The sequence below is a fragment of the Oxalicibacterium faecigallinarum genome (genome assembly GCF_014635705.1).
Taxonomy (GTDB): Bacteria; Pseudomonadota; Gammaproteobacteria; order Burkholderiales; family Burkholderiaceae_D; genus Oxalicibacterium; species Oxalicibacterium faecigallinarum.
This window is the reverse complement of record NZ_BMDI01000001.1, coordinates 523,277-547,982: the sequence shown is the minus strand read 5'-3', so window position 1 is coordinate 547,982 and position 24,706 is coordinate 523,277. Positions and strand designations below refer to the sequence as shown.

Below are 24,706 nucleotides of genomic sequence, written 5' to 3'. Positions count from 1 at the left end.
TATGAATAAATACGCGTTAGAACGAAGCACGCAAGCCGAGACTGATGCGACGAGGCTCACCATAGATCAAGCCATCATAAAAGCCAAACTGACGATAGTAGGTTTTGTCGAACAGGTTGCTGACGTTGAAGGTGGCAACCAGATTGTCATTGATCTGATAGCGTGCCATCGCGTTGAACAAGGCATAGCCGCCAGTCCTGAGCGGGCTGCTGTCAAACGTATTGCCGCCGAGCGGTCGGCCTGGATTAGCACTCCAGATCGAATAACTTTGGTAGGAAGCGCCACCGCCGATCGTCAGCCTGTTCCACTCACCCGGTAAGCGATAGGACGTCTGCATACGCAAGACATGGCGTGGATCACGTGTGACACTGTCAGTGTTATCCACACTTAGCAAGGTGTAGCCCACCATCCCTGTCCAATTCTTCGTCAGGTTACCGCTGACTTCCAGCTCCAGGCCTTTGGCTTCGACACCGCTCGATGCGGCAACATAGGCATTGCCACCCGTACTGGGTACCGTGTAACCCACGTCCTGAATCGCGACATTGTCTTGCCTGGACTGAAATACAGCCGCGGAGACGTTCAATGCACCATCCAGCAATTCGCCCTTGATACCGGCTTCGTAACTTGAGCCTGTTACGGGTTTGAGAAACGCGTCATTGCGATCGCGATAATTCTGCGGACTGAACAGGTCGGTGTAGCTGGCGTAGACCGAATATTGATCATTCAGATCGTAGATTACGCCGACATAGGGCGTCACGACCTCGTGACTTCTGATTGTGCTGGGTGAACCGATATTCGCAATCGTGTATGTATCGGTATAAGTCTTGTAACGGCTCAGTCGCGCACCCACAATGGTTTTCAGATCGTCCGTGATGTTGAAACGGGCAGCGGTGTAGAGCCCGATATTTTGCGTAGTCGTCTCTGCTCGCGCGTTCGTACGGTAAGTTTCAAAGTTGGCGTAATTGCCATCCCACGTAAAGACATTATCAATTGGCAGGCCAAGACGATACTGGCACGAATTGCCACCCTGGAAGGTGGTGACTCCATTGATGCTGCAGTTGCCCAGATTTGACGAGAAGGTATACGCGGTCTCTTCCGCACGATAGCCATTGAGGCCCACCATCAATTCATGCTCACGACCAAACAGCTGGAATGGTCCGCTCAAGGATGCGGACACGCTGTTGCGTTCGGATTCCGATTCCGAGTGAATACCGTTCAAAAAGCCACCGGTACCGTCCTGATTGAAAAAACCTCCCCAAGCGCCCTGTTGGTTGACCTTGACGACACCTAAATTATTGATCGCCTCGCCTTCGGTATGCGCCACAGCAAGATTGGCTTTCCAGCGATTTGCGAAACGATGTTCGAGATTGGCGAACAGAGTGGTTGTCTCCCGATCCGTGTAACTCCAGTTTGCCGCGGGATTGAAGCTGCGTGGCAGGTTGGTACGCGTACCATCTGCATACCAGATCGGCACGTTGGCACCCCATGATGCCCCGTCGGTACGACTTTTCTCGTGCTGTACACCAGCACTGATGGTGGTGCTTGATGTCATATCTGCCTCCACTACACCCAACATGCCAAGATTGCTGACATGTTCGCGATCGCGGAAGGTGTCACCATCGTCGCTGCTGATGACAAACCGCGAACGTACGCTGCCGTCTTCCGACAAAGGCAAATTGGCATCGATATCCAGATGCTTGTTATTCCAGCTACCGAAACGTACCCCACCACTGATGCTGCGCTGTGCCGTCGGACGTTTGCGCGTGAGATTAATGGTTGCCGATGGATCACCGGTGCCGCCCATCAGACCGTTTGCGCCACGGACAACTTCAACGTGATCATAAAGATCCATGTTGATGCCACTGCCCATTCCGCTGAAGTCGGAACCTCCGCTGATTTCCATGCCATCGACTCTGTAGGTCGTGATATCAAAGCCGCGCGTGCGGTAGGTGCTACGCGCACCAACATCAGTCTGTGAGGAGCTGACACCCGTGGTGATGTTCAGCAGTTGGTCAATCGACTGAATATTCTGATCATCCAGTTGCTGACGCGTGACGATGCTGACCGATTGCGGTGTATCACGCTGCGACAAGGTCAAACCCGTCGAAGAACTGTTTGCCTTGCCGCCATAGGAATGGGAACCTTCTGTGGTCGTCGTGCGCGCAGCGGTTGCCGTGACAGCGGGCAATACAGCTTCTTCCTTTGCCTGTTGCTCGGCATCTGCAGCCATGGCCAAGTGGACTGGCGAAACCACAACCAGACTCAGCAAGGCGCTACGAACGGCGCGATACATGATGGAAGGACGGAATGAAGAAAGAAAAACGTGGAGCTGGCAAGAAGCCATGAAACTTCCTTTCGTAAGTGACGTAGCGCACTTGAAACGGCGCTTTCACTCCTTCACCGTACGAAACGAAAAAAGGTATCAGGCAACTCTTAAAAAATTATATTTCGCCCACATCACCACGCCACAAGAAGTTCAAGAACGGCAGCACCGCGGATGCCACGCCCAACAAGCGCAGTACACGACTTCTAGTCGCCTTCACCGGCGACAAAGCAGCCAAAGCCTGCCGTCCAGCAGTTGCGGGAGCAACACTGAATGTTTGCATCACCTCTTCCGCTTTCTTCCATGCCGCAAGATGCAGTGCATCTGCCTTCAGCCAGCAATCGAAATCCTGCTGCTGTGCCGCATCAACCTCCCCCGATTGAAAGCGCATGAGCCAGCCAACAGCTTCATCCAGAATCGCAGGCGAGATCGACGCCGGCAAAGACGTATCGGAAGCCATCGCTTACACCGTCATCATGCAGGCAAGAAACGCCGTGCGCATATGGCGTTTGACAGTGATCAGCGCCATGCCAATCTGATCAGCGATCTCTGCGTACTTGAGTCCATCCAATTGCGCCATCAGGAAAATCTGCTGGGTCTTTTCGGGCAGATCACGCAGCATGGACTCGATGCGGCACAGCGCATCCAGCACCAGTAATCTCATCTCTTCTGACGGCATGTGTTGCTCGGGATGATGGTCAATCGCATCGAGATATGCTTGCTCGACCTCTTGCCGACGCCATTGATCGATCAACAAACCTTTCGCAATGTGTGTCAGCAAGGCGCGTGGTTCGTCACCATACCCTTCTGTCGTACGGCGACGCTGCAACAAGCGCACAAATGTCTCCTGCGCCAGATCGGCTGCATCAAATGCATTGCCCAGTTTGCGATGCAACCAGCTCTGCAACCAGCCGTGGTGTGCACTGTAAAGTGCCTGTTCGTCCGTTGCTGGTGTGAAATCCAATGCCTGCATGAGAACCTCAAACAATAATTATTCTCATTTTAAAAATTCAACTCATCGAGTTCACCTGCAAATTCAGTGACTACGGGATATCCCTCATGAGGAGATACGTAAGAACCGAAACATTTCCCCACTTCAAAATATTAAGAAATGTTTTGGCGCAACAAAAAAGCCGGACAGCATTTTGTCCGGCTTTTTTTTCACAACCAAATTCAAGGGACGATGCGCTAACAGCACCTTCTCTATATGGATTGACGACTAGGTCATGGATCAAAAATCGACGCTGGCAGACAACATGATCGTACGAGGTGCTGCTGACGACACAACCCAGAAAGCCGGCACAGCATCCCAGTAACGGCGATCCGTCACATTCTCGATCATGGCGCGCAACTGAACTGGCTTGTTGCCAATTGTTGTCGCATACCGTGCGCCCAGATCCAATCTTGTCCAGGAAGGAATACGAATTGTATTTTCTACTTTGACAGGTTGAGATGACGTGTAAAGAACACGTGCGCTGGTTGTCAGGCCGGGAACAGATGTCACGTCCCATTCGCTTCCCATGCGAACCTGTAACTTGGGTGCGCCTTCTGCCTGACGGCCATCATTTAAACCATCCTGCGTCTTGAGCATGCGCGCATGCGTCCATGCGGCACCGCCCAGTACACGCCACCCTTTTACCGGCTCCCCAAAGACTTGCAACTCAAAGCCGCGATTACGCTGCTCGCCATCGACACGGTACACATTGCCTGCATCGGTATATGCACTTGGCCGCTCGATCTGGAACAGACTCAACGTCGTTGTCCAGTTACGCCACTCATTCTTGATACCTACTTCCTGTTGTTTGGATACGAATGGTGGAAACACGTCGCCTGCATTCGCCCTTCCAGGTGGCGCGATCGTTCCTTGCGACAAGGCCTCGACGTAGTTAGCGTACAAGGACGTTGTTGGCGAATACTTGAACACAGCAGCAATCGCCGGTGTGACTTCGCTTCTGTCATACGTATTGACCTTGATACTTTGATGACGTGCACCAATCGTCAACAACAGCCGATCATTCAGCATCGACAGCGTATCGGCGATCGCATAGCTGCGCATCTTTGCCCGCGTAACCAGACCCGTCGGACCGTTGAAAGAAATACCACCGGGACCATCGTTATAAACCGGATTGTACAAATTGCTTGTGAAGTTATAGGGCAACGTCTGCTGGTATTCATAAAGCTTCGACTCAAAGTCGCTAACACTCAGCACAACCTGATGCCCAATTGAACCCGTTTGCGTTTTCCAGCGCAGCGAAGCCTGACCACTTTCCGTTTCCGTACGACTACGCAGGCCATAAGCAGAACCGGTCACAGTCCCTTGTGCATCCTGAATCGTCGGGAAGTTATCAACACGATCACGACGCGATTCAGCCTGCCCGTAAGCCATTGCCACTGTCAGGTCTTGTGTCAGATCAAACTCCCCTTTCAACACTGCGAAGTCATGCTCCTTGTCCTGAAAATTCCAGGGCTGCGCGACGTTGCGTTTGCCGGAAGGTGCCGTCGGCATTTCGGTCGAATTCACCAGAAACGTCGGCTTGTCCTGATCGATGCGTTGTCGGCTACTACCGAAATCACCACTCAGTCGCAGACGATCGCCACGGTAATCCAGACCAACAGTCAGCAAGCTGGCGCGCTGCTTTTCATAATCAACTGGAGAATCACCATCGCGATACGCCATATTGACGCGTGCGCCGAACTCATTGTTCTCACCGAAGCGACGTCCCACATCAACATGCGTTCCCAGATTGCCGTCACTCAGATAGGTACCCGTCACTCGGGTCAATGGCGTCTCACCCGCACGCTTCGGCACAAGATTGATGGCGCCACCAGCTGCACCTTTTGATGATGCGCCGTTAACAAGCGTCGTTGGCCCTTTCAGTACTTCTACGCGTTCAACACCTTGTAACAAATTACCTTCGGCACTGGCGATACCATAAAGACCATCGAAGCCAATCTCTTCGCGATTTAGCAAAAAACCACGCATGAAGAAGTTATCGAAAGTGCGTCCACCCGCATCTGCAACTGAAGGATCATTCACCAGCACATCGATGAGATTGCGTGCCTGCTGGTTCTCGATCAGTTCTGCAGTGTAGGAGGTGGTATTGAATGGCGTATCCATGATGCTGGTATTGCCCAGCATGCCAAGGCGCGAGCCGCGTGCTACCTGCCCTCCTGCGTAGGTTTGTGGCAGGTCATTTGACGCTGCTTGTGCAGCCACCTGAACGGCGGGCAAGGTTGTCACGCCAGCGGGAACACGGCGCAACACGTAACGCCCTGCCGATGTCTCTGTTGCCTCAAAACCACTGTCTGACAATATGCGCGCAAACCCGTTACTGATTGTATGTGTTCCACTCAGCCCGTTGGAACGCACCTCGCCCAGTTGCGATGCATCGAAAGAGAGCGTGACACCCGCCTCTGCTGCAAAACGCCCAAGCACCTGCGCGATTGGTCCTGCAGAGATATTGAATTGCCTCACCTCGGCCTGCACAGTCGAGGAAGACGATGATGGCGCTTGAGCAAATGCCAGAGAGCTGGCACCAAGTGCCAAAGAAAGCAACGCCGAGCGAACTGCCATGACGGATGGACGTGGTCGGCTATGTTGAGTTGAAGGATGCATAAGGTCTTTCCGGTTGAAGAGCAAAAATAACGTTTCAACAGGAGGACGTATGAGGTCGATCAGAAATGCAAATGGATCGAAATTATTTTTTGTTCTTAAACAGACTTGCCAGCCTTGAGCACCGTCCAGAAGCGCGTAAAGCGATCAATGCGCAATGGAAAGCTTTCCGTCAATGAAAGCAGTGTCTGATCAATGTCATCCAGCGGGAATGCGCCGGATACGCGGATGTTGGCAACCTCATCGTCACAAGCCAGATAGCCCGAGCGATAGCGTGACAGCTCGGCAAGTAAAGTACGTAATGGCATATCCACCACAACCAGCCGTCCGCTATGCCACGCATCTGCCGCCATCTCGTTATTGGATATCACGCCAAAACCGGTTGCCGTAAAGCTGATCTGCTGGCCAGCAGTCAGTTGCAGCGTATTTGCCGGCTGTGCCAATCGGACTTCCACGGCTTTTTCCAGTACTGTTACACGCGTTTCGTTATCCAGCATGCGCACATTGAAGCGGGTACCAAGTGCGGTAATGCGTCCATGTACGGTTTCCACAACAAACGGGCGAGACACAGTTCGTGTGTCTGGATGTGTCGTCACAAGAATCTCGCCTGCATACAGCTCGACCAGCCGTTGCGTCGCGGAGAATGCAACATCCACACGGCTTGCCGTATTCAACGACAACCGGGATAGATCGGCAAGAACGAGATCGCGGCGTTCGCCGGTACGTGTCGCATAGTCGGTATGCCATACGTGTAACGGATCGCTGCGGTAAATGGCCAAGCCACCTGCGCCACCGGCCAGCAAAATCGCAAACCCGCGCAACATGCCGCGTCGTGCGCGCGCATGCTGGACTGAACGTGCCAAGGTACTGCCTGCTACCTTGGCCGGCACACGACCAAATTGCTGACAGACCCGCTCGACCTTTTCCCATGCAACACCATGTTCTGGATCGGCAGCCAGCCATTGTGCCCACTGACCACGCAAGGCATCACTGCCCTGATTGGCTTGCAGACGCGCATACCATTGCGCTGCTTCATTAACGGCGCGCACGTGCTCTGGAGAATGAACTGTACTTGCATCCGTCAACAGTGATCGTTGCAGGCTCATGGCAAGAGCAGACAGCAATGCGCCATGGCGCGTGCCACATAGGTATTAACGGAACGTACCGAGATGTCGAGCCGCTTGGCGATCTCTACATAAGGCAGTTCATCGAATTGACTCAAAATGAATGCCTGTTTGACCTTGGCACCGAGGCCATCGAGCATGGTGTCGATTTCAATCAGCGCTTCTTTCATCACAGCTTGCGCTTCCAGCGACGGTACCTCGTCTGCCGGCAGAGTCGCCAGCACTTCCAGATAACTACGCTCAACACGTTGACGTCGGAAATGGTCGAGAACCAGTCGATTTGCCACCGTCGCCAGATAGGCACGCGGTTCCCGTAGCTGTTCGCTAACGTGCGCTAACATGACTTTGATAAAAGTATCTTGCGCCAGATCTGCAGCATCGTGGGTATTGCCTAGTTTGTGGCGTAGCCATCCATGCAACCAGCCGTGATGATCGCGGTACAGGGTATGCACTTCAGAGTGATAATCGGTTTTTGCTGCCGGCATGAGAATCACCAAATAATAACGATTCTCATTTTATACATTTCAATCAAGCCAATCCATTCGCTGTTCTGAATAACAACATAATGACGCTCGCAATTGTTCCACGTTTAAACAACGCAACGGAATTCCCTAATTTCCCTTTTTGTCCAAAATTTACCCATTTTTGCCATTTTGGGTACAATAGAAGCAATTCATTCATTTATGGAGCCGGTCATGACCTCTCCCCTTGCACCAGCAGCACTCGAAACCTTGCCTCGCACGGCAGCCTCCGATGTCAAAAAACACGGCTGGCGTGGGGTGATGCAAACCGTCTCGCACCACGGCAAGGTTCTGGTCACCAATCACAATGCGCCGGAAGCGGTCATCCTTTCCACCAGCGAATATCGCGCCATGGTCGCTGCGATTCAGGCCGCACAGGCTCACGTGCCGGCCACGCTGGATGCCTTGCGCAAACGCTTTGACGAACGTCTGGCATCCCTGAATACTGATGATGCGGGTGATCGTCTGCGTAGCTTGATGAATCAGCCATTGCAACTCGACGGCAAACTCAAAGCCGGTAGCAGCTATTGATGGCAAAGCCGGTCCTGTATGTGCTGGCCGGCGTCAATGGTGCAGGCAAAAGCTCGATTGGTGGCTATCTGCTCACCCGTGCAGGTCTGGCATGGTTCAATCCGGATACTTTTGCACGCGAGTTGATGGCGGCCACGCATTGCACGCAAACCGATGCGAATATCGCTGCCTGGAATGAAGGCGTACGCCGCCTCGATGAGGCCGTTGCAAACCGCCGCAGCTTTGCGTTTGAAACCACGCTGGGCGGTCATTCCATCCCTGCCAAACTTCTGCAGGCCTGCGATACCCATGATGTGCTGATCTGGTTTTGCGGACTGGCTTCTGCAGAACAGCATATCGCCCGCGTCAAGACACGTGTGGCGATCGGCGGACATGACATTCCGGAAGAAAAAATCAGAGAGCGCTGCACCACGGCCTTCGCCAATCTGATCGGGCTGATGCCGCATCTGGCGCAATTGCGGGCCTATGACAACAGCACCGATGTGGCGACTGGCGATACGATTCCTGATCCGCAACTGGTATTGGCAATGGAGCATGGCAAGCTGCAATGGCCACTTGCCTTGGAAGACCTGAAGAAAACACCAGACTGGGCCAAGCCCCTGGTGGAAGCAGCCATGAGCATGTGACGACATGACTGCACAGCATGGCATGACATTGCCCTGCCCATAATCGCTTCAGTCGTTGAGTGAACCATCCTCGTTGACACCCGTCCAGCCGCCACCCAGCGCCGCAACCAGTTGCATGCTTGCCGTCAAACGTGATGCCTGCACATCAAGCGCCGTACGCCGACTGTCCAGTGCCAGATTTTGTGCTGTTGCCACTTCGAGGAAAGTGATCTCGCCAGCCTGATAGCGATTGGTGACCACCGCCTCATTCTCGCTTGCCAGCTGGACCAGTTGCTGCTGCTGGGCATCCTGCACCGCCAGCAACGCCAGCGAGGCCAACGCATCTTCGGTTTCGCGCACACCTTGCAAGACAGCAGCACGCCAGGCAGCGGCACGCTCGTCATACACCGCAATCGCCTGTTCCCGCGCGGCACGGCGCGTACCGCCATCAAACAAGGTTGCTGCCAGTGACGGCCCGGCCGACCAGATGCGTGTGGGCGCATCCCACAAGGCCTCCCACCCGCCAGCACGCAAAGTACCGGAAGCGCCAAGCGTCAAGTCCGGCAACCATGCACTCTGCGCCACGCCAACACGCGCATTGGCAGAAACAACCTGACGCTCTGCCGCTGCGATATCCGGCCGCTGGATCAACAGTGCCGATGGCAAGACCGGCGGCACGACAGGTGCTTGTGGCAACGGTACATCCTTCACCGCAAGTCGCCATTGCGCGGGGGTACTGCCCGCCAGCGTTGCCAGCGCGTGTTCTTCCAGCGTACGTTGACGCTTGTTGGCCGATATCTGGGTGCGTAAAGCCTGCAACTGCGTTTCCGCCTGAATCACGTCCGCGCGCGCAACAAAGCCCGCATCATATTGATGGCGCGTCAGTTCCAAAGAACGTTCATACGCCGTCAGCGCGCGAGCCAGCAAGGCTGCCTGCTGATCCAATGCGCGGACGCGTACGTAGCCTTGTGCCGCTTCCAGTTGCAAGGCAAGACGCGCGGCATCATGCAAGGCAGCATAGGCCTGCGTATCGGCCAGTGCCGCTTCACGCTGGCGAGCCACGCGTCCCCACAGATCGGGCATCCATGACACATCCAGACGAGCGCTGTACAGATTGCTGGTCGCAGTCGTGTTACCACCACTACGGGTACGTGCCAGCGACGCGTCAACGACCGGCATGCCCAATGCGCGGGCAGAGCCGATCAGGGCGCGGGCCTGGCGCCATTGCGCCTCGGACTGCGCCAGCGTGGCGTTGCTCTTGGCGACGTCCCGCATCAGACGATCAAGATCCTCATCGGCGTAAACAGACCACCACGTATGCTGCACAGTTGTGTGGTCCTGTTTCTCAAGCAAGGTGGCCGTTGCCTGCCAGCCATCCTGATGACGAAAAGCCGGTGACAGTTCGACGTCCGGTTTCACATAATCCGGCCCGACTGCACAGCCGCTCAGGATCGCGATCGGCAACGCGGCAAACAAAATCGTCCGTCGCAACGCAACAAGACGTGACAGGGAACGTGAAGTAGTCATGGCAAGATCAATCATGAAGAAACCACCGATGAATCGGTGTGTTTGCGCAAGACACGTTGGCGCACGCGCTCGAGCAACAGATAAACGGCAGGCGTGGTGTACAGCGTCAGCAACTGACTGACCGCCAGACCACCGATGATGGCGATACCAAGCGGACGGCGCATTTCCGATCCCTCCCCCATGCCGAGGACTAAGGGCACGGCACCCAGCAGCGCCGCCAGATTGGTCATCAGAATCGGACGCAAACGACGCTGCGCGGCTTCACGAATGGCATCGAAAGGAGACAGACCGCGTTCGCGTTCGGCAGACAAAGCGAAGTCGATCATCAGAATCGCATTCTTCATCACCACACCAATCAGCAGGAACAGACCCAGCAAGGCAATCAGACTGAATTCGGTGTCCGTCAATTTCAACGCGAGCAACGCCCCCAGGCCCGCCGACGGCAAGGTCGACAGAATCGTCAACGGATGCAGCGTGCTTTCATACAAGATACCCAGCACCAGATAAACGGTCACCAGCACGCCAAGGATCAGCCATGGCTGCCGTTTGAGCGTTGCCTGCAGGCTGTTGTCATCTTCTGCTGCCTGTCCGGTATAAATATTGGAGGGCAAGGTGATGGCTGCCATCGCGCGCTCGATGGCAGCTTGCGCTTCCTGCAGGCTGAAGCCCGGGGCGACACCATACTCGATGCCAGACGCAGCAAACTGGCTGTCGTGAAAGACACGATCTGTCGCCAGACCAAAGCTCCACTTTGCAATCGCCGACAGCGGCACTCGCGATCCGTTTGCAGCAAAGACCTGCAATTGCTCCAGCGCAGTTGGCTCGGCGCCAAAACGCGGATCAAGCTCCATCACCACACGATACTGATTCAGTTCGTCATACAAGGTCGCCACCTGACGCTGCGAGAACGAATTGTTCAATGCCGCCGAGATTGCCTCCATGCGCACGCCCAGTCGACGCGCTGCTTCGCGATCAATATTGAGTGTTACGCGTTGCGCATCTTCACCACCGGGAATATTCACGTTGACCAGTTCCGGCAAGGCTTCCAGCGCCTTGCCAACCGGACGCGTCCATTTACGCAAGTCCTCCAGCGAATCGGATCGCATGACAAAGATGTATTCACCGTCGCCGCCGCGATTGGTCAGACGAATGTCCTGATCCACGTACAAGATCAGCACGCCGCCCGGTATCTGCGGCGCCTTGCTGCGAAGCCGTGTCACCACATCCGATGCCGACTCGCCACGCTCTGCCAATGGTTTCAGACGAATGCGAAACCACGAGTTGGTCAGGCCGCCACTACCGCCACTGGTACCCGTCACATCGGCAATCGCCGGATCACTGACCAGCAGCTTGCGGTATTCCTCAATTTTTGGCTGCATGATCTGATACGAGAAGCCATCGTCGCCACGCACGAAGCCACTCAGTTGCCCGGTATCCTGTTGCGGCAACAAACCTTTGGGAATCGCGACATACAACCAGACATTCAACCCGATCGAAGCAAGAAAAATCAGCAAGGTAAATATGCGCCAACGCAAGGCCCAGTCCAGCGTACGCGCATATGCTGCCTGCAGATCATGAAACATATCCAGTGCCAGTCGCGAAAGTCGTCCGGGCCTGGGCGGTTGTGCCGGTAAGGCATGCGCACACAATGCCGGCGTCAGCGTCACCGATACGGCGAGAGAAATCAGCATGGCCGCCGCCAGCGTGACCGAGAACTCACGGAACAGACGTTCGATCACGCCGCCCATGAACAGGATCGAGAGAAACACGACAACCAGCGCCAGATTCATCGCCAACAAGGTAAAGCCAACCTCACCGGCACCGCGCAATGCGGCACGGAACACCGCACGACGTCCACCGCCCTGCGCGCTCTTGCCTCGCTCCCTCTCCTGTTCGATATGCCGCTGCACGTTCTCCAGCACAACGATGGCGTCATCCACCACCAAGCCGGCAGCAACGATCAACGCCATCAGGGACAGATTGTTCAGCGAAAATCCCTGCCACCACATGACGCCGAAGGTACCGATCAGTGATACCGGCAAGGCAATCGCCGGAATCAGTGCCGTGCGCAAACTACCAAGAAATGCCCACACCACCAGCATCACCAGCAGACACGACAACATCAGCGTGAGTTGCGCCTCATGCAAGGTAGCGCGAATGCCCGGTGAACGATCCATCACGACACTCAGTCGTGCTTCCGCCGGCACCAGCGCCTGCAATTGCGGCATCTGGGCCTGAATCGCATCGATTGTTTCCACGATGTTGGCGTCGGCACGACGATTGATCAGCATGATCACCGCCGCACGGTCGTTGTGATAGCCGCTTGCATAGCGGTTTTCCACCGAATCGCTGACTTCTGCCACATCCGATAAACGCACGACCGCATCGTTATGACGATAGACCACCAGTTTGGCAAAGTCGGATGCCGAGTGCATGGACGATGACAAGGCAATCTGCCAGCGCCTGTCATCCTGTTCCACCGTACCCAATGGTCGCCACGCATTGGCTTGTGCAATGGCTGCTCGCACATCTTCCAATGCCAGACCACGATGCGCCAATGCGCCCGGATCGATCTGCACACGTACGGCTGGCAACGAGGCACCATCGACGCGCACTTCACCCACGCCAATCACTTGCGCGATTTTTTGCGCCAACACCGTGGATGCACTGTCATACAGTGCGGAAGAAGGCAGGCGCTCCGAGCTCAGAGCCAGCGCCATGATCGGCGCTTGCGACGGATTGACCTTGATATAGCTGGGATTGTCACGCATGCCCGATGGCAATTGCCCGCGCACGGCATTGATCGCAGCCTGCACTTCGCGTGCCGCTTCATCGATATTGCGATCCAGCTCGAACTCGATCGTCACACGTGTTGCGCCCTGATTGCTGCTCGACTGCAAGCGCATGATGCCGGCAATACTGCCGAGCGCACGCTCGAGCGGACCGGCAACCGTGGCCGCCATACTCTCCGGGCTGGCACCCGGCAGGTTGGCAGTGACCTGAATGACGGGAAAATCAACTGCCGGCAACGGCGCCACCGGCAACAGGCGCCAGGCCAGCATGCCGGCCAGCACAATCGCAATTGCCAGCATGATGCTGGCAATCGGCCGACGAATAAAAAGACGAGCAATCGCGTTCATTGAGGCACGTTCACTCGTCAGGCCGTTGCGGCTGATTTGCGGCTGATTGCGCCTGGCTTCTGCCAAGACGATCAAAAGCCAGATAAACGACCGGCGTGGTAAACAGGGTCAGAACCTGACTGACGATCAAGCCACCAACCATCACGATACCCAATGGCTGACGCAATTCTGCGCCGGAACCGCTGGCCAGCATCAGCGGAACGGCGCCAAACAAGGCCGCCAGTGTCGTCATCAGAATCGGACGAAAGCGCAGCAAAGCGGCACGACGGATTGCTTCTGCCGGCGTCATGTTCAGACGGCGCTGCGCATCCAGCGCAAAATCCACCATCATGATGCCGTTTTTCTTGACCAGACCGATCAGCAGAACAATACCGATGACCGCAATCAGATCCAGCGGACGCCCCATCAGCAGCAAAGCCAGCAATGCACCGACAGTTGCCGACGGCAGGGTTGAAAGAATCGTCAGTGGATGCACGGCACTTTCATATAACATGCCGAGCACCAGATACATGACAACCACCGCTGCCAGAATCAGCCACAAGGTATTCGACAGCGAACTGCGGAATGCCTCGGCTGCACCCTGAAATGCCAGCTCGACCGATGCGGGCAATCCAATCTCTGCCTTGGTGGCCTCAACCGCCGCGACCGCGTCCCCCAGCGACTTGCCGGCAGCCAGATTGAAGGACATCGTCACCGCCGGGAATTGTCCCTGATGATCAATCGCCAGCGGTGCTTTCCTCTCAACCACACGTGCTACCGATGTCAACGGTACCGGCGTGCCATACGTGATGTTGGCCGCCGTTGCCGCCGTCGTGCCGGACGTTGCCACGCTGCTGCTTGGCACAACATAAATCCCTTCCAGCGCACGCAAGCCTCCACCTTTTGCATCGTCCGTTTCGATCACGACACGATACTGGCTCGCATGGGTGAACAGGGTACTGATCTGACGCTGGCCAAAGGCATTCTGCAATGCCGTTGCCACATCACCGACACGCAAGCCAAGACGTGACGCGGCATCACGATCAATCTCGACAAATGCCTGCAAGCCATCGGTCTGCAGATTGGCCGCAACATCGGTCAGTTCAGGACGCTGCTGCAAGGCCGAGAGCATAGTGTGCGTCCAAGTTGACAGCTCCTTGCGATCCGGTGAGCTCAGCGTGAACTGATATTGCGTGCGGCTGATGCGATCTTCCATGCCCAGCTCCTGTACCGGCTGGAACCAGGCTGCAATACCGGATACTTCACGCGCACGTTCGCGCAGGCTGTCGATCAACGCGCCTGCGGATAAGCTACGGTCCGCATGCGGCGCCAGCGTGATCAGCATGCGACCACTATTGAGCGTCGCATTGTTGCCATCCACGCCGATAAAGGACGAAATGCCCACCACGCCATCCACCTTGAGCAAGGCATCGGCCAATGCTTGCTGACGATCTGCCATTGCCGAGAATGAAATGCTTTGCGGCGCTTCTGTCACGACCTGAATCGCACTACTGTCCTGCACCGGGAAAAATCCCTTGGGCACGGCCAGATAGAGCAGTACCGTCAGCAACAACGTACAGGCCATGACCAGCAAGGCGAGCGACTGGCGCGCCAGCACCCAATCCAGCGCATACGCGTAACGATCGATCGTGCTGCTGAGCCAGTCGCGCGGGCCATGCCCGCCTTCTGCACTCCGGCCATGGGACGGTGCGTGCTTGAGCATGCGCGCCGCCATCATCGGTGTCAGCGTCAGCGACACGATCAGCGAAATACCAATGGCAATCGCCAGCGTGACGGCAAATTCGTGGAACATCCGTCCGACCACATCTGCCATGAACAGCAAAGGAATCAAGACCGCCACCAGCGAAACCGTCAGCGAGATCAGGGTAAAGCCGATTTCGCGCGCGCCTTCCAGTGCCGCTTGCAGCGGCCCGGCGCCGGCCTCGCGATGTCGTGCAATGTTTTCCAGCATCACGATCGCATCGTCAACCACAAAGCCGGTTGCAATCGTCAGTGCCATCAAACTAAGGTTATTGAGAGAGTAACCGAGCAGATACATCGCCACAAAAGTACCGACCAGCGACAACGGCACGGCAACACTCGGAATGATGGTTGCAGGCAGCGTACGCAGGAATACAAACGTCACAATTACGACCAGTGCAATTGCAAACAGCAACTCATGTTGCACGCCGCGCACCGAAGCACGGATACTCTCGGTGCGATCGGACATGATTTCCACCTTGACCGATGCCGGCAGCGTGGCCCTCAGTTGCGGCAGCAACTCGCGCACCCGATCCGCCACATGAATGACATTGGCACCGGGCTGGCGCTGAATATTCAGCAGTACGGCGGGATAGACATCACAGGCTGCGCGCTTTTCCGTCTCTTTCTCTGCAGCCTTTTCCGTATTGCGCTCACAGGCATTGCCTGCCCACGCTGCGAGAAAACGATCCTCCGCGCCATTTGATACCTTGGCAATATCCTCCAGTCGCAAGGGTGCACCGTTTTCCCAGGCGACGATCAGCTTGCGATATTCCTCGATGGAGCGCAGTTGGTCATTGGCATCCAGCATCGTCGAACGCGTCGCACCGTCAAAGCTCCCTTTTGGCTGGTTGCTGTTGGCTTGCGCAATCGCGGTGCGCAATTGTTCCAGGCTCAGACCGGCTGACGCCAATGCGCGGGCATTGGCTTCCACCCGAATCGCCGGACGCTGACCGCCCGCCAGGCTGACCAGACCGACGCCCGGCAAACGCGACAATTTTTGCGCCATGCGCGTCTCGACCAGATCGACGACGGCAGGCAACGGCAAGGTATCGGAACGGATCGCCAGCGTCATGATCGGCGCATCGGCCGGATTGACCTTGCGATAGATCGGTGGCGTCGGCAAATCACCCGGCAACAAGCTGGCTGCCGTCTGAATGGCTGCCTGCACGTCCTGTTCTGCCACGCCCATCTTCACTTCCAGCGCAAAGCGCAAGGTGATGACCGACACCCCACCAGAGCTGGTGGATGACATTTGCTGCAAGCCGGGAATCTGCCCGAGACGACGCTCCAGCGGCGCCGTGACCGTACGCGCCGTCACATCGGGACTGGCCCCCGGCTGATAGGTAAACACCTGAATCACCGGATAATCAACTTGCGGTAGTGCCGATACCGGCAACAGTCGATAAGCCAGCAAACCGGCGATCAGAATAGCCAGCATGAGCAGCGAGGTCGCAACCGGCCGCAGAATGAATGCGCGGGAAATCTGCATGCCGGATCAGTGCGCGGTCGTCGCAGCCGGTGTCGCAGATGCAGCGCTCCCGGCCTCGACCAGAATCACTTCCTTGCCTTCTTCCAGGCGGTCCAGACCTTCCAGCACGACCGCCTCATCCTTGGCAATGCCCTTCAGGACCACGATACGTCCATCACTGGACGGACCGAGCTCCACCGTACGCACCCGTGCCTTGCCATCCTTGACCACATACACATAGCTGCCGCGGGATGCATGCTGAATGGCATCGGAAGGAATGGTGATGACGTCGTTCAAGGTTTCGAGCGCAAGACGCAGATTGACGAACTGGTTCGGGAACAGGCGATCATCCACATTTTCAAAACGCGCTTTCAGACGCAGGGTGCCGGTTGCCACATCGATCTGGTTGTCCAGCGTATCGAGTCGTCCTTGCGCCAGACGATCACGCATGTTGCGATCCCATGCTTCGGCAACAGGCGGCTTCTTGGCTGCATGTGCGGCACGCAATTGTTCGACCTGTGTTTCCGGCACGTTGAACTGCACGGCGATCGGCTGCATCTGTAACAGCGTAAACAAACCATTGGCGTCATTCGCCGTAACAAGATTGCCCATATCCACGCGACGCAAGCCGACACGACCGGCAATCGGCGCCTCGATACGTGTATAGGAAAGCTGCAGCCTGGCGTTATCGACCTGCGCCTGATCGGACTGCTGGGTGCCACGCAATTGCTGCACCAATGCTTCCTGACGCTCCAGTTGCTGGCGCGCGATCGAGTCCTGTTTGAATAACTGCTGATAGCGCGCCAGCTCGCTCTCGGCATTTTTCAGTTGCGCAAGATTCTGCTGTTTCTGCCCTTCCGCCTGCGCCAGTTGCACGCGATACTGTCGCGGATCGATCTCTGCCAGCAACTGACCTTTCTCGACCTGCTGTCCCTCGCGCACCAGAACACGTGCCAGCTCGCCATCGACACGACTGCGCACGGTCACCCCGACATAAGGCGTCACGGTACCGATCGCCTGAATCTTCACTTCAAAATTTTCCTGCCGTGCCGGCTCAACGCGTACTGCAACCGGCCCGCGCCATGGATTAGGTCCTTGTGCCGGATTTTCCTTGGAACGCAATAGCAGGAACAATGCGAGACCAATGAACAGCAGTGCCAGCGCAATCCAGATCAGACGGCGCGAGAAAGGCGTACGACGGGAAGCGGACGGTGAAACATCTTGAGTGGAAGACATGGGTATCAAAAAAAAGCCGACGGCAGAAGCGCACATCGGTCTGAGTCAACGAAAAGCGAGATTCACAGAATCGCAAATAAGAATTGTTCTCATTTTACTTTTTTTTGTTCATCCATGCAACTCTTCGCGCTGCAGTTGAACAACCTGCAAACCATTCAGCGGCAGCAGGAAGAACGAACGATTTCTGATACGGCAACGAATCAGGCGGGATGCCCATGCATCAATTGCTTGCAGCGCGTACCGAGCATCATGCTCAGACTCAGACCATCATGGTCTTTAAACGCTGTAACCGACTGGCCGCTTCCTGCAAGGTTTCGTCTTTCTTGGCGAAACAGAAGCGAACGACCTTTTCGTCGAAACCATCGTGATAGAAAGAAGAAAGCGGTATGCATGCAACACCGACCTCGCGGGTCAGCCATTCTGCAAATGCCAAGGCAGGCCAATCGCCCTGCTTTTCCAGATGCGCAAAGCTGGCCGACACGAAGAAGCTGCCCTGCGATGGCAGCCATTGCAGACCGCAGTCTGCGACGGCATTCAAGAACAGATCCCGCTTGCGCTGGTAGAACGACGCCAGCTGCAAGTGGGCACCTTGCGGCAGGTAGTCGGCCAGCGCGTATTGTGAAGGCGCGTGCGTGCAGAACACGATGAACTGATGCGCTTTCTGAAACTCCCGCATCAGATCAAGCGGTGCGCAGCAATAGGCAATCTTCCAACCCGTTACATGGAATGCCTTGCCGAATGAAGAAATGACAAAGGCACGTGCGGCCAGTGCAGGATGACGCGCCACACTCTCGTGACGCGCACCATCAAAAATCATGTGTTCATAGACTTCGTCACTGATGACGACAACATTTGTGTCCTTGATCAGCTCGGCCAAGGTCTGCATATCCTGTGCCGTCCACAGACGCGCGGTTGGATTGTGCGGCGTATTGATGATGATGGCGCGTGTACGTGACGACAATGCTGCGCGCACGGCCTCCCAGTCCGGTCTGTAGTCGGGCGCATGCAGACGCACGCGAACCGGCACACCCCCATTCAAACGAATCGACGGGTCGTAACTGTCGTAGGCAGGCTCGAAGAGAATCACTTCGTCCCCGGGTTGCACCAGGATGCTGATCGCCGTATGAATCGCTTGCGTGGCACCTGCGGTAATCGTGATCTCTGTTGCGGCATCATAAGTACGACCGTACAACGACGCGATCTGTCGGCTGATCTCTTCGCGCAATGCTGGCACACCGGCCATGGGCGCGTACTGGTTATGCCCATGCAGCAAGGCGGACTGCATCCGTTCCAGCAACAAGGGATCGCAATCGAAATCAGGAAATCCCTGTCCAAGATTGACCGCCCCATACTGCTGGGCGAGAACGGACATGCGGGTAAAGATGGTCGTGCCGACATCCGGCAATTTTGAATCGATCTGGATCATGGCGCGTTAACAATAAGTGATGGCGCATGATATCAACTCACCTCTGCGTTTGCTGTCACACAAGAAAAAGCCTCCATCGGCGTGGAGGCTTCAATCGGAATTTAACGAGCAGTTCTCTTGAGGGGTTGTCATTGCGGGCGATCCTGGGAGACCAGTTTCAGTCCCACAATCCCGGCGAGAATCAGGCCGAAACACAGCATCCGCAACAGGCTCCTGTCTTCTCCCAGTACGGTCATTCCATAGATTGCCGTGCCGATCGCACCGATGCCAACCCATACCGCATATGCCGTCCCTACAGGAATCGAACGCGTGGCAAGGGAAAGCAGATACATGCTCAATCCAATGAACAACGCGCAAAACAGACTGGGCCAGAGCTTGGTAAATCCATCCGTTCTGGGCATTGCTGCTGCGTAGAAGATTTCACACAAACCTGCCAGCACCAGATAGAGCCACCCCATCCTGTTCTCCTTCAAATGTCTGTTCGTTGTGGCGTACGTTCCCCGCCACCCCATCGCGCGATCACACGCATATAGACGAGCTCACTGATCAGCTCGACCAGTGTTTGGGCAACGATAATCGCAGGCAAAACGGGAATCGCACCGGGTACGGCCAACGCAAGAGGCAATACGACCAGCGAGTTACGCGTGGCTGCGCTGAAGGCCACCGAACGCGATGATGGCGCATCCAGCTTCATTCGCCGTGCAATCCACCATCCGATCACCGGTGCAAGTACAGCATACGTCACATAGACAGGCAATACCTTGGTTACTGCGTCAATCGCAGGTCCGATCTGCGGCAGGACGGCAATGATCACGATGAACAGAACAAGTGCTGTAGCCGGAACCGGCATCAGCCCCAACATCTGGCTCAACTGCTTACCCACTCTGCTTTTCCTGGCATACAGCTGCGTCAATCCTGCGAGAACCAGCGGGACGGCAATCAACCATGCAAACGCATGCACAAATGGTCCTGCTTCTATGTAGCGAGCAACATCCTTGCCCAGTATCAGTCCTAAGTAGACAGGCAACATCAGCATCTGGACGATGAGAAGTACAGGTGTCGTTGCCAGCAAAAGACGGGCATCAGCGCGCCCCAGATGCGAGAACGTCACGACATAGTCGATACAGGGAGCCAGCAACACCAACATGACACCGAGGCGTAACATCGGATCATCAAGGAAAAAACCGACCAGCGTCAAAACCAGAACCGGGATCAGGACAAAGTTGACGATCAGCAGTATGAGCAAAAAGCGGATTTGCCTGAGCGCTTGACCAAGTTCAGCCAGCGGTACCTGCAAGAAAGTCACGAAAAGCATGAATCCCAAAGCAGGATTGATGGCGCCTTCAGCTGCCGTTGTGCCAGACGTCGACATCGCAACCATGGTTGCGATCAGTACAGAACCAAAGTAGACAAAGACCTGCTTCTGTTCGAGTACGCCCCGCAACTTTTCAATGTTCATCCGTGCTACCTGTATGGATTCGCGATCCGTTTCCATGGTCGTGCGACCGTTTATTCGTCCCGGCTTGCGATCGTTTTGGCACGTGCCGCATGCAGCTTCTTGTAGCTGTCGAGCAGACGTTGATGACGATCAAGTCCTTCCAGCTGCATGCTGGTTGGTGTCAGGCCATGGAACCGTACACTTCCCTCCACCGATCCCAGCACGGCATCCATTCGTGCGTTGCCAAACATGCGACGGAAATTGATGACGTAATCGTCCAGCTCCATCTCATCGTCGAGCAGTACTTCCAGAACAACGTTCATGGCCTGATAGAACAAGCCGCGCTCCACGCTGTTGTCGTTGTATTGCAGGAAGGCACCCACCAGTTCATGCGCATCTTCAAATTGCTTCAGGGCCAGATGAATCAGCAATTTCAGTTCAAGAACGGTTAGCTGTCCCCAGTCTGTGTTCTCGTCAAACTCGATCCCGATCAGCGTTGCGACATCACCGTACTCATCAAGCTCATTGTTTTCCAGCCGATCAAGCAATGCCTTCAGTGCATCATCACTCAGACGATGCAGGTTCAGGATATCTTCACGGAACAGCAATGACTTGTTGGTGTTGTCCCAGACCAGATCTTCCACCGGATACACTTCCGAATAGCCGGGCACCAGAATGCGACAGGCGGTTGCACCGAGTTGATCGTAGACCGCCGTGTAAACCTCTTTGCCCATGCCTTCAAGAATACCCAGCAAGGTTTGTGCCTCCTGTACATTCGAGTCATCCCCTTGCCCGGAAAAATCCCATTCGACGAACTCATAGTCCGCCTTGGCGCTGAAAAAACGCCAGGACACGACTCCGCTGGAGTCGATGAAATGTTCGACAAAGTTGTAGGGTTCGGTCACCGCTTCGCTGGCGAAGGTTGGCCGTGGCAAGTCATTCAATCCTTCAAAGCTGCGTCCCTGCATCAGTTCGGTCAGGCTGCGCTCCAGTGCCACTTGCAGACTCGGATGCGCACCGAACGAGGCAAACACACCACCCGTCCGTGGATTCATCAGGGTCACACACATCACAGGGTATACGCCACCGAGCGATGCATCCTTGACCAGCACTGGAAAGCCCTGCTCTTCCAGCCCTTTGATTCCCGCCACGATACCCGGATACTTCGCAAGCACATCCTGTGGCACATCCGGCAAGGCAATCTCGCCTTCCAGAATTTCCCGTTTGACTGCACGCTCGAAAATTTCCGACAGACATTGCACCTGCGCTTCCGCCAGCGTGTTACCGGCACTCATGCCGTTGCTGGCGTACAGGTTCTCGACCAGATTGGATGGGAAGTACACAACCTCACCATCCGAGTGGCGAACGAATGGCAATGAACAGATGCCGCGTTTTGCATTCCCCGAGTTGGTATCGATCAGGTGCGATCCCCGCAACTCGCCGTCCGGGTCGTAAATCGGACGCGTGTAGTCATCGAGGATTTCCTTCGGCAATGCATCCTTGCGACCGGGCTTGAACCATTGTTCGTCCGGGTAATGCACGAAAGCCGCATTGGCAATTTCTTCGCCCCAGAATGCACCCGCGTAAAAATGATTGTTGCTGAGACGCTCGATGTACTCGCCCAACGCAGACGCCAGTGCGCTTTCCTTCGTTGCGCCCTTGCCATTGGTAAAGCACATCGACGAGTGCGCATCGCGAATATGCAACGACCATACGTTCGGCACGATGTTACGCCACGAGGCAATTTCAATCTTGATGCCCAGATTCATCAACAGCGCCGACATATTGGCGATGGTTTGCTCCAGCGGCAGATCCTTGCCGGCAATGTAGGTCGCCGCATCGGCTGCAGGCTGCAAAGTCAGCAGGGACTGCGCATCGGCATCCAGATTCTCGACTTCTTCAATCACAAAATCCGGGCCCGTCTGCACCACCTTCTTGACCGTACAACGATCGATGGAACGAAGAATACCGCGTCGGTCCGCCTCCGAAATATCGGCTGGCAACTCCACCTGAATCTTGAAAATCTGTTTGTAACGGTCTTCCGGATCGACGATATTGTTTTGTGACAAACGGATATTGTCGGTCGGGATGTTGCGCGTGTTGCAGTACAGCTTGACGAAGTACGCGGCACACAACGCGGAGGACGCCAGAAAGTAATCAAAGGGGCCGGGTGCGGAGCCATCACCCTTGTAGCGAATCGGCTGATCGGCGATCACCGTGAAGTCGTCGAACTTGGCTTCGAGACGAAGCTTGTCGAGAAAATTGACTTTAATTTCCATACTGATTTCCACACATCCAAAATAGAAAGCCCTGCTAAGACAGGGCTTTCATCATGCATCACTTGGCGAACAATACGCTCGCAACAGGGAAACTTACTCCCACTCGATGGTCGCGGGAGGTTTGCCCGAAATATCGTAGACCACACGATTGATACCGCGCACTTCATTGATGATGCGGTTCGACACCTTGCCCAGCAGATCGTGAGGCAGATGCGCCCAATGGGCCGTCATGAAATCCAGCGTCTGGACGGCACGCAATGCGACCACGTATTCGTAGGTACGTCCATCGCCCATGACGCCCACCGACTTGACCGGCAGGAACACGGCAAACGCCTGGCTTGTCGCGTCATACCAGTTTTTGTGGAAAGCCCCATGTCCCTCACCCGCTGCCAGTTCGGCCGCCAGCGGGATTGGCGTATTGCGCAATTCCTCGATGAAGATGGCATCGGCCCGACGCAGCAGGTCGGCATATTCCATCTTGACTTCACCGAGGATACGCACACCAAGACCAGGACCGGGGAACGGATGACGATAGACCATCTCGTGTGGCAGACCGAGTGCCACGCCAAGCTTGCGGACTTCGTCCTTGAACAATTCGCGCAGCGGCTCCAGCAGTTTGAGGTTCAGCGTTTCCGGCAAGCCACCAACATTGTGGTGGCTCTTGATCGTATGCGCCCCCTTCTTGCCCTTGCCGGCACTTTCGATCACGTCGGGATAGATCGTGCCCTGCGCCAGCCACTTGGCATCCTTGAGCTTGCCGGCTTCTGCCTGAAACACTTCGACGAATTCCGCGCCGATGATCTTGCGCTTGGCTTCGGGATCGGTGACGCCTGCCAGCTTGCCCATGAATTGTTCGGTCGCATCGACATGGATGACTTTCACGCCCAGGTTTTTGCCGAACATGTCCATCACCATCTTGCCTTCGTCGAGGCGCAACAGGCCATGATCAACGAAGACGCAGGTAAGTTGATCCCCAATCGCACGATGGATCAGTGCCGCCGCAACGCTACTGTCGACACCACCCGACAGACCGAGAATCACGTGATCGGTACCAACCTGTTCACGAATCTTTTCGACCGCCTCCGAAATGTAATCGGGCATGTTCCAGTCGGACTTGCAGCCGCAGATTTCATGTACGAAGCGGCCAAGGATTGCTTCGCCCTGCACTGTATGCGTGACTTCCGGATGAAACTGGAAGGCATAGAAACGACGATCTTCGTCGGCCATACCGGCGATCGGGCAATTTGGCGTGGACGCCATCAGCTTGAAACCTGGCGGCATGGCGTTGACCTTGTCACCGTGGCTCATCCAGACCTTCAGCATGCCGTAGCCTTCCGGCGTGGTGAAATCGCTGATTTCCTTGAGCAAGGCGGTGTGACCATGTGCCCGCACTTCGGCGTAACCGAATTCACGCACCAGACCGTTTTCGACCTTGCCACCCAACTGCTCGGCCATCGCCTGCATGCCATAGCAGATTCCGAGCACCGGGACGCCCAGTTCAAACACCGCCTGCGGTACACGTGGCGTATCGCCTTCGATCACCGAATTGGGACCGCCGGAAAGAATGACACCTGCTGCGCCATATTCCTTGACGAACTCGTCACTCACATCGTACGGAAACACTTCCGAAAACACGCCTGCATCGCGCACGCGACGTGCAATCAGCTGGGTCACTTGCGAACCGAAATCGAGGATGAGAATTTTCGAATGCATGGAAATAACTTTACGGGTC

Annotated in this window: 17 protein-coding genes; 2 read left to right on the top strand and 15 right to left on the bottom strand. The window is 55.7% G+C overall.

Annotation, left to right across the window (positions count from 1 at the left end):
- Positions 1–16 precede the first annotated feature (16 nt).
- The 6 genes from IEV29_RS02610 to IEV29_RS02585 all read right to left on the bottom strand — a co-directional run bounded on the left by IEV29_RS02610 (position 17) and on the right by IEV29_RS02585 (position 7,545).
- The gene (locus IEV29_RS02610) at positions 17–2,344 is read right to left on the bottom strand and encodes a TonB-dependent siderophore receptor (RefSeq protein WP_188379711.1); all 2,328 of its coding nucleotides are present in this window, start codon (positions 2,342–2,344) and stop codon (positions 17–19) included.
- Positions 2,345–2,441: 97 nt separating this feature from the next.
- Positions 2,442–2,783: a DUF4880 domain-containing protein gene (locus IEV29_RS02605; RefSeq protein ID WP_188379710.1), complete on the bottom strand. Its 342-nt coding sequence runs from the start codon at positions 2,781–2,783 to the stop codon at positions 2,442–2,444.
- 3 nt (positions 2,784–2,786) lie between these two features.
- Positions 2,787–3,296 (bottom strand): sigma-70 family RNA polymerase sigma factor, encoded by a 510-nt coding sequence (locus IEV29_RS02600; protein ID WP_188379709.1) that lies wholly within the window; start codon positions 3,294–3,296, stop codon positions 2,787–2,789.
- Positions 3,297–3,554: 258 nt separating this feature from the next.
- Complete coding sequence (locus tag IEV29_RS02595; RefSeq protein WP_188379708.1) at positions 3,555–5,897, bottom strand: TonB-dependent receptor; 2,343 nt, start codon at positions 5,895–5,897, stop codon at positions 3,555–3,557.
- Positions 5,898–6,034: 137 nt separating this feature from the next.
- Complete coding sequence (locus IEV29_RS02590) at positions 6,035–7,042, bottom strand: FecR domain-containing protein (protein ID WP_188379707.1); 1,008 nt, start codon at positions 7,040–7,042, stop codon at positions 6,035–6,037.
- Positions 7,039–7,545, bottom strand: coding sequence for a sigma-70 family RNA polymerase sigma factor (locus IEV29_RS02585; protein WP_188379706.1), 507 nt, complete (start codon positions 7,543–7,545; stop codon positions 7,039–7,041). The genes IEV29_RS02590 and IEV29_RS02585 overlap by 4 nt, the downstream gene beginning before the upstream one ends.
- 210 nt (positions 7,546–7,755) lie before the next feature.
- Between IEV29_RS02585 and IEV29_RS02580 the strand changes: the two genes are divergently transcribed.
- Positions 7,756–8,112 carry a type II toxin-antitoxin system prevent-host-death family antitoxin gene (locus tag IEV29_RS02580; protein ID WP_188379705.1) on the top strand — a complete coding sequence of 119 codons (357 nt, stop codon included), beginning with the start codon at positions 7,756–7,758 and terminating at the stop codon, positions 8,110–8,112.
- The gene (locus tag IEV29_RS02575; protein WP_188379704.1) at positions 8,112–8,738 is read left to right on the top strand and encodes an ATPase; all 627 of its coding nucleotides are present in this window, start codon (positions 8,112–8,114) and stop codon (positions 8,736–8,738) included. Before IEV29_RS02580 ends, IEV29_RS02575 begins: the two co-directional genes overlap by 1 nt.
- Before the next feature lie 48 nt (positions 8,739–8,786).
- On the opposite strand, the gene IEV29_RS02570 is transcribed toward IEV29_RS02575, so the two are convergent.
- The 9 genes from IEV29_RS02570 to guaA all read right to left on the bottom strand — a co-directional run bounded on the left by IEV29_RS02570 (position 8,787) and on the right by guaA (position 24,687).
- The gene (locus tag IEV29_RS02570) at positions 8,787–10,244 is read right to left on the bottom strand and encodes an efflux transporter outer membrane subunit (RefSeq protein WP_188379703.1); all 1,458 of its coding nucleotides are present in this window, start codon (positions 10,242–10,244) and stop codon (positions 8,787–8,789) included.
- An 11-nt stretch (positions 10,245–10,255) separates the two neighbouring features.
- Positions 10,256–13,384 carry an efflux RND transporter permease subunit gene (locus IEV29_RS02565; protein ID WP_188379702.1) on the bottom strand — a complete coding sequence of 1,043 codons (3,129 nt, stop codon included), beginning with the start codon at positions 13,382–13,384 and terminating at the stop codon, positions 10,256–10,258.
- 10 nt (positions 13,385–13,394) lie between these two features.
- Positions 13,395–16,616, bottom strand: a complete 3,222-nt coding sequence (locus IEV29_RS02560) for an efflux RND transporter permease subunit (RefSeq protein ID WP_188379701.1) — start codon at positions 16,614–16,616, stop codon at positions 13,395–13,397.
- A gap of 6 nt (positions 16,617–16,622) precedes the next feature.
- A complete protein-coding gene (locus IEV29_RS02555; RefSeq protein ID WP_188379700.1) occupies positions 16,623–17,831 on the bottom strand; it encodes an efflux RND transporter periplasmic adaptor subunit in 1,209 nt (402 codons plus the stop codon).
- 259 nt (positions 17,832–18,090) lie between these two features.
- Entirely contained in the window at positions 18,091–19,257 is a 1,167-nt protein-coding gene (locus IEV29_RS02550) for a methionine aminotransferase (protein ID WP_188379699.1), read from the bottom strand.
- Between the two features lie 128 nt (positions 19,258–19,385).
- Positions 19,386–19,715 carry a DMT family transporter gene (locus tag IEV29_RS02545; RefSeq protein WP_188379698.1) on the bottom strand — a complete coding sequence of 110 codons (330 nt, stop codon included), beginning with the start codon at positions 19,713–19,715 and terminating at the stop codon, positions 19,386–19,388.
- An 11-nt stretch (positions 19,716–19,726) separates the two neighbouring features.
- Positions 19,727–20,716: an arsenic resistance protein gene (locus IEV29_RS02540; RefSeq protein WP_188379697.1), complete on the bottom strand. Its 990-nt coding sequence runs from the start codon at positions 20,714–20,716 to the stop codon at positions 19,727–19,729.
- 50 nt (positions 20,717–20,766) lie between these two features.
- Positions 20,767–22,974, bottom strand: a complete 2,208-nt coding sequence (locus IEV29_RS02535; protein WP_188379696.1) for an OsmC domain/YcaO domain-containing protein — start codon at positions 22,972–22,974, stop codon at positions 20,767–20,769.
- Positions 22,975–23,067: 93 nt separating this feature from the next.
- Entirely contained in the window at positions 23,068–24,687 is a 1,620-nt protein-coding gene (gene guaA / locus IEV29_RS02530) for a glutamine-hydrolyzing GMP synthase (protein WP_188379695.1), read from the bottom strand.
- Between the last annotated feature and the right edge of the window lie 19 nt (positions 24,688–24,706).

Coding starts and splice junctions, on each gene's coding strand:
- IEV29_RS02610 (WP_188379711.1), bottom strand. CDS start 2,344: ATGGCTTCTTGCCAGCTCCACGTTTTTCTTTCTTCATTCCGTCCTTCC.
- IEV29_RS02605 (WP_188379710.1), bottom strand. CDS start 2,783: ATGGCTTCCGATACGTCTTTGCCGGCGTCGATCTCGCCTGCGATTCTG.
- IEV29_RS02600 (WP_188379709.1), bottom strand. CDS start 3,296: ATGCAGGCATTGGATTTCACACCAGCAACGGACGAACAGGCACTTTAC.
- IEV29_RS02595 (WP_188379708.1), bottom strand. CDS start 5,897: ATGGCAGTTCGCTCGGCGTTGCTTTCTTTGGCACTTGGTGCCAGCTCT.
- IEV29_RS02590 (WP_188379707.1), bottom strand. CDS start 7,042: ATGAGCCTGCAACGATCACTGTTGACGGATGCAAGTACAGTTCATTCT.
- IEV29_RS02585 (WP_188379706.1), bottom strand. CDS start 7,545: ATGCCGGCAGCAAAAACCGATTATCACTCTGAAGTGCATACCCTGTAC.
- IEV29_RS02580 (WP_188379705.1), top strand. CDS start 7,756: ATGACCTCTCCCCTTGCACCAGCAGCACTCGAAACCTTGCCTCGCACG.
- IEV29_RS02575 (WP_188379704.1), top strand. CDS start 8,112: ATGGCAAAGCCGGTCCTGTATGTGCTGGCCGGCGTCAATGGTGCAGGC.
- IEV29_RS02570 (WP_188379703.1), bottom strand. CDS start 10,244: ATGACTACTTCACGTTCCCTGTCACGTCTTGTTGCGTTGCGACGGACG.
- IEV29_RS02565 (WP_188379702.1), bottom strand. CDS start 13,384: ATGAACGCGATTGCTCGTCTTTTTATTCGTCGGCCGATTGCCAGCATC.
- IEV29_RS02560 (WP_188379701.1), bottom strand. CDS start 16,616: ATGCAGATTTCCCGCGCATTCATTCTGCGGCCGGTTGCGACCTCGCTG.
- IEV29_RS02555 (WP_188379700.1), bottom strand. CDS start 17,831: ATGTCTTCCACTCAAGATGTTTCACCGTCCGCTTCCCGTCGTACGCCT.
- IEV29_RS02550 (WP_188379699.1), bottom strand. CDS start 19,257: ATGATCCAGATCGATTCAAAATTGCCGGATGTCGGCACGACCATCTTT.
- IEV29_RS02545 (WP_188379698.1), bottom strand. CDS start 19,715: ATGGGGTGGCTCTATCTGGTGCTGGCAGGTTTGTGTGAAATCTTCTAC.
- IEV29_RS02540 (WP_188379697.1), bottom strand. CDS start 20,716: ATGAACATTGAAAAGTTGCGGGGCGTACTCGAACAGAAGCAGGTCTTT.
- IEV29_RS02535 (WP_188379696.1), bottom strand. CDS start 22,974: ATGGAAATTAAAGTCAATTTTCTCGACAAGCTTCGTCTCGAAGCCAAG.
- guaA (WP_188379695.1), bottom strand. CDS start 24,687: ATGCATTCGAAAATTCTCATCCTCGATTTCGGTTCGCAAGTGACCCAG.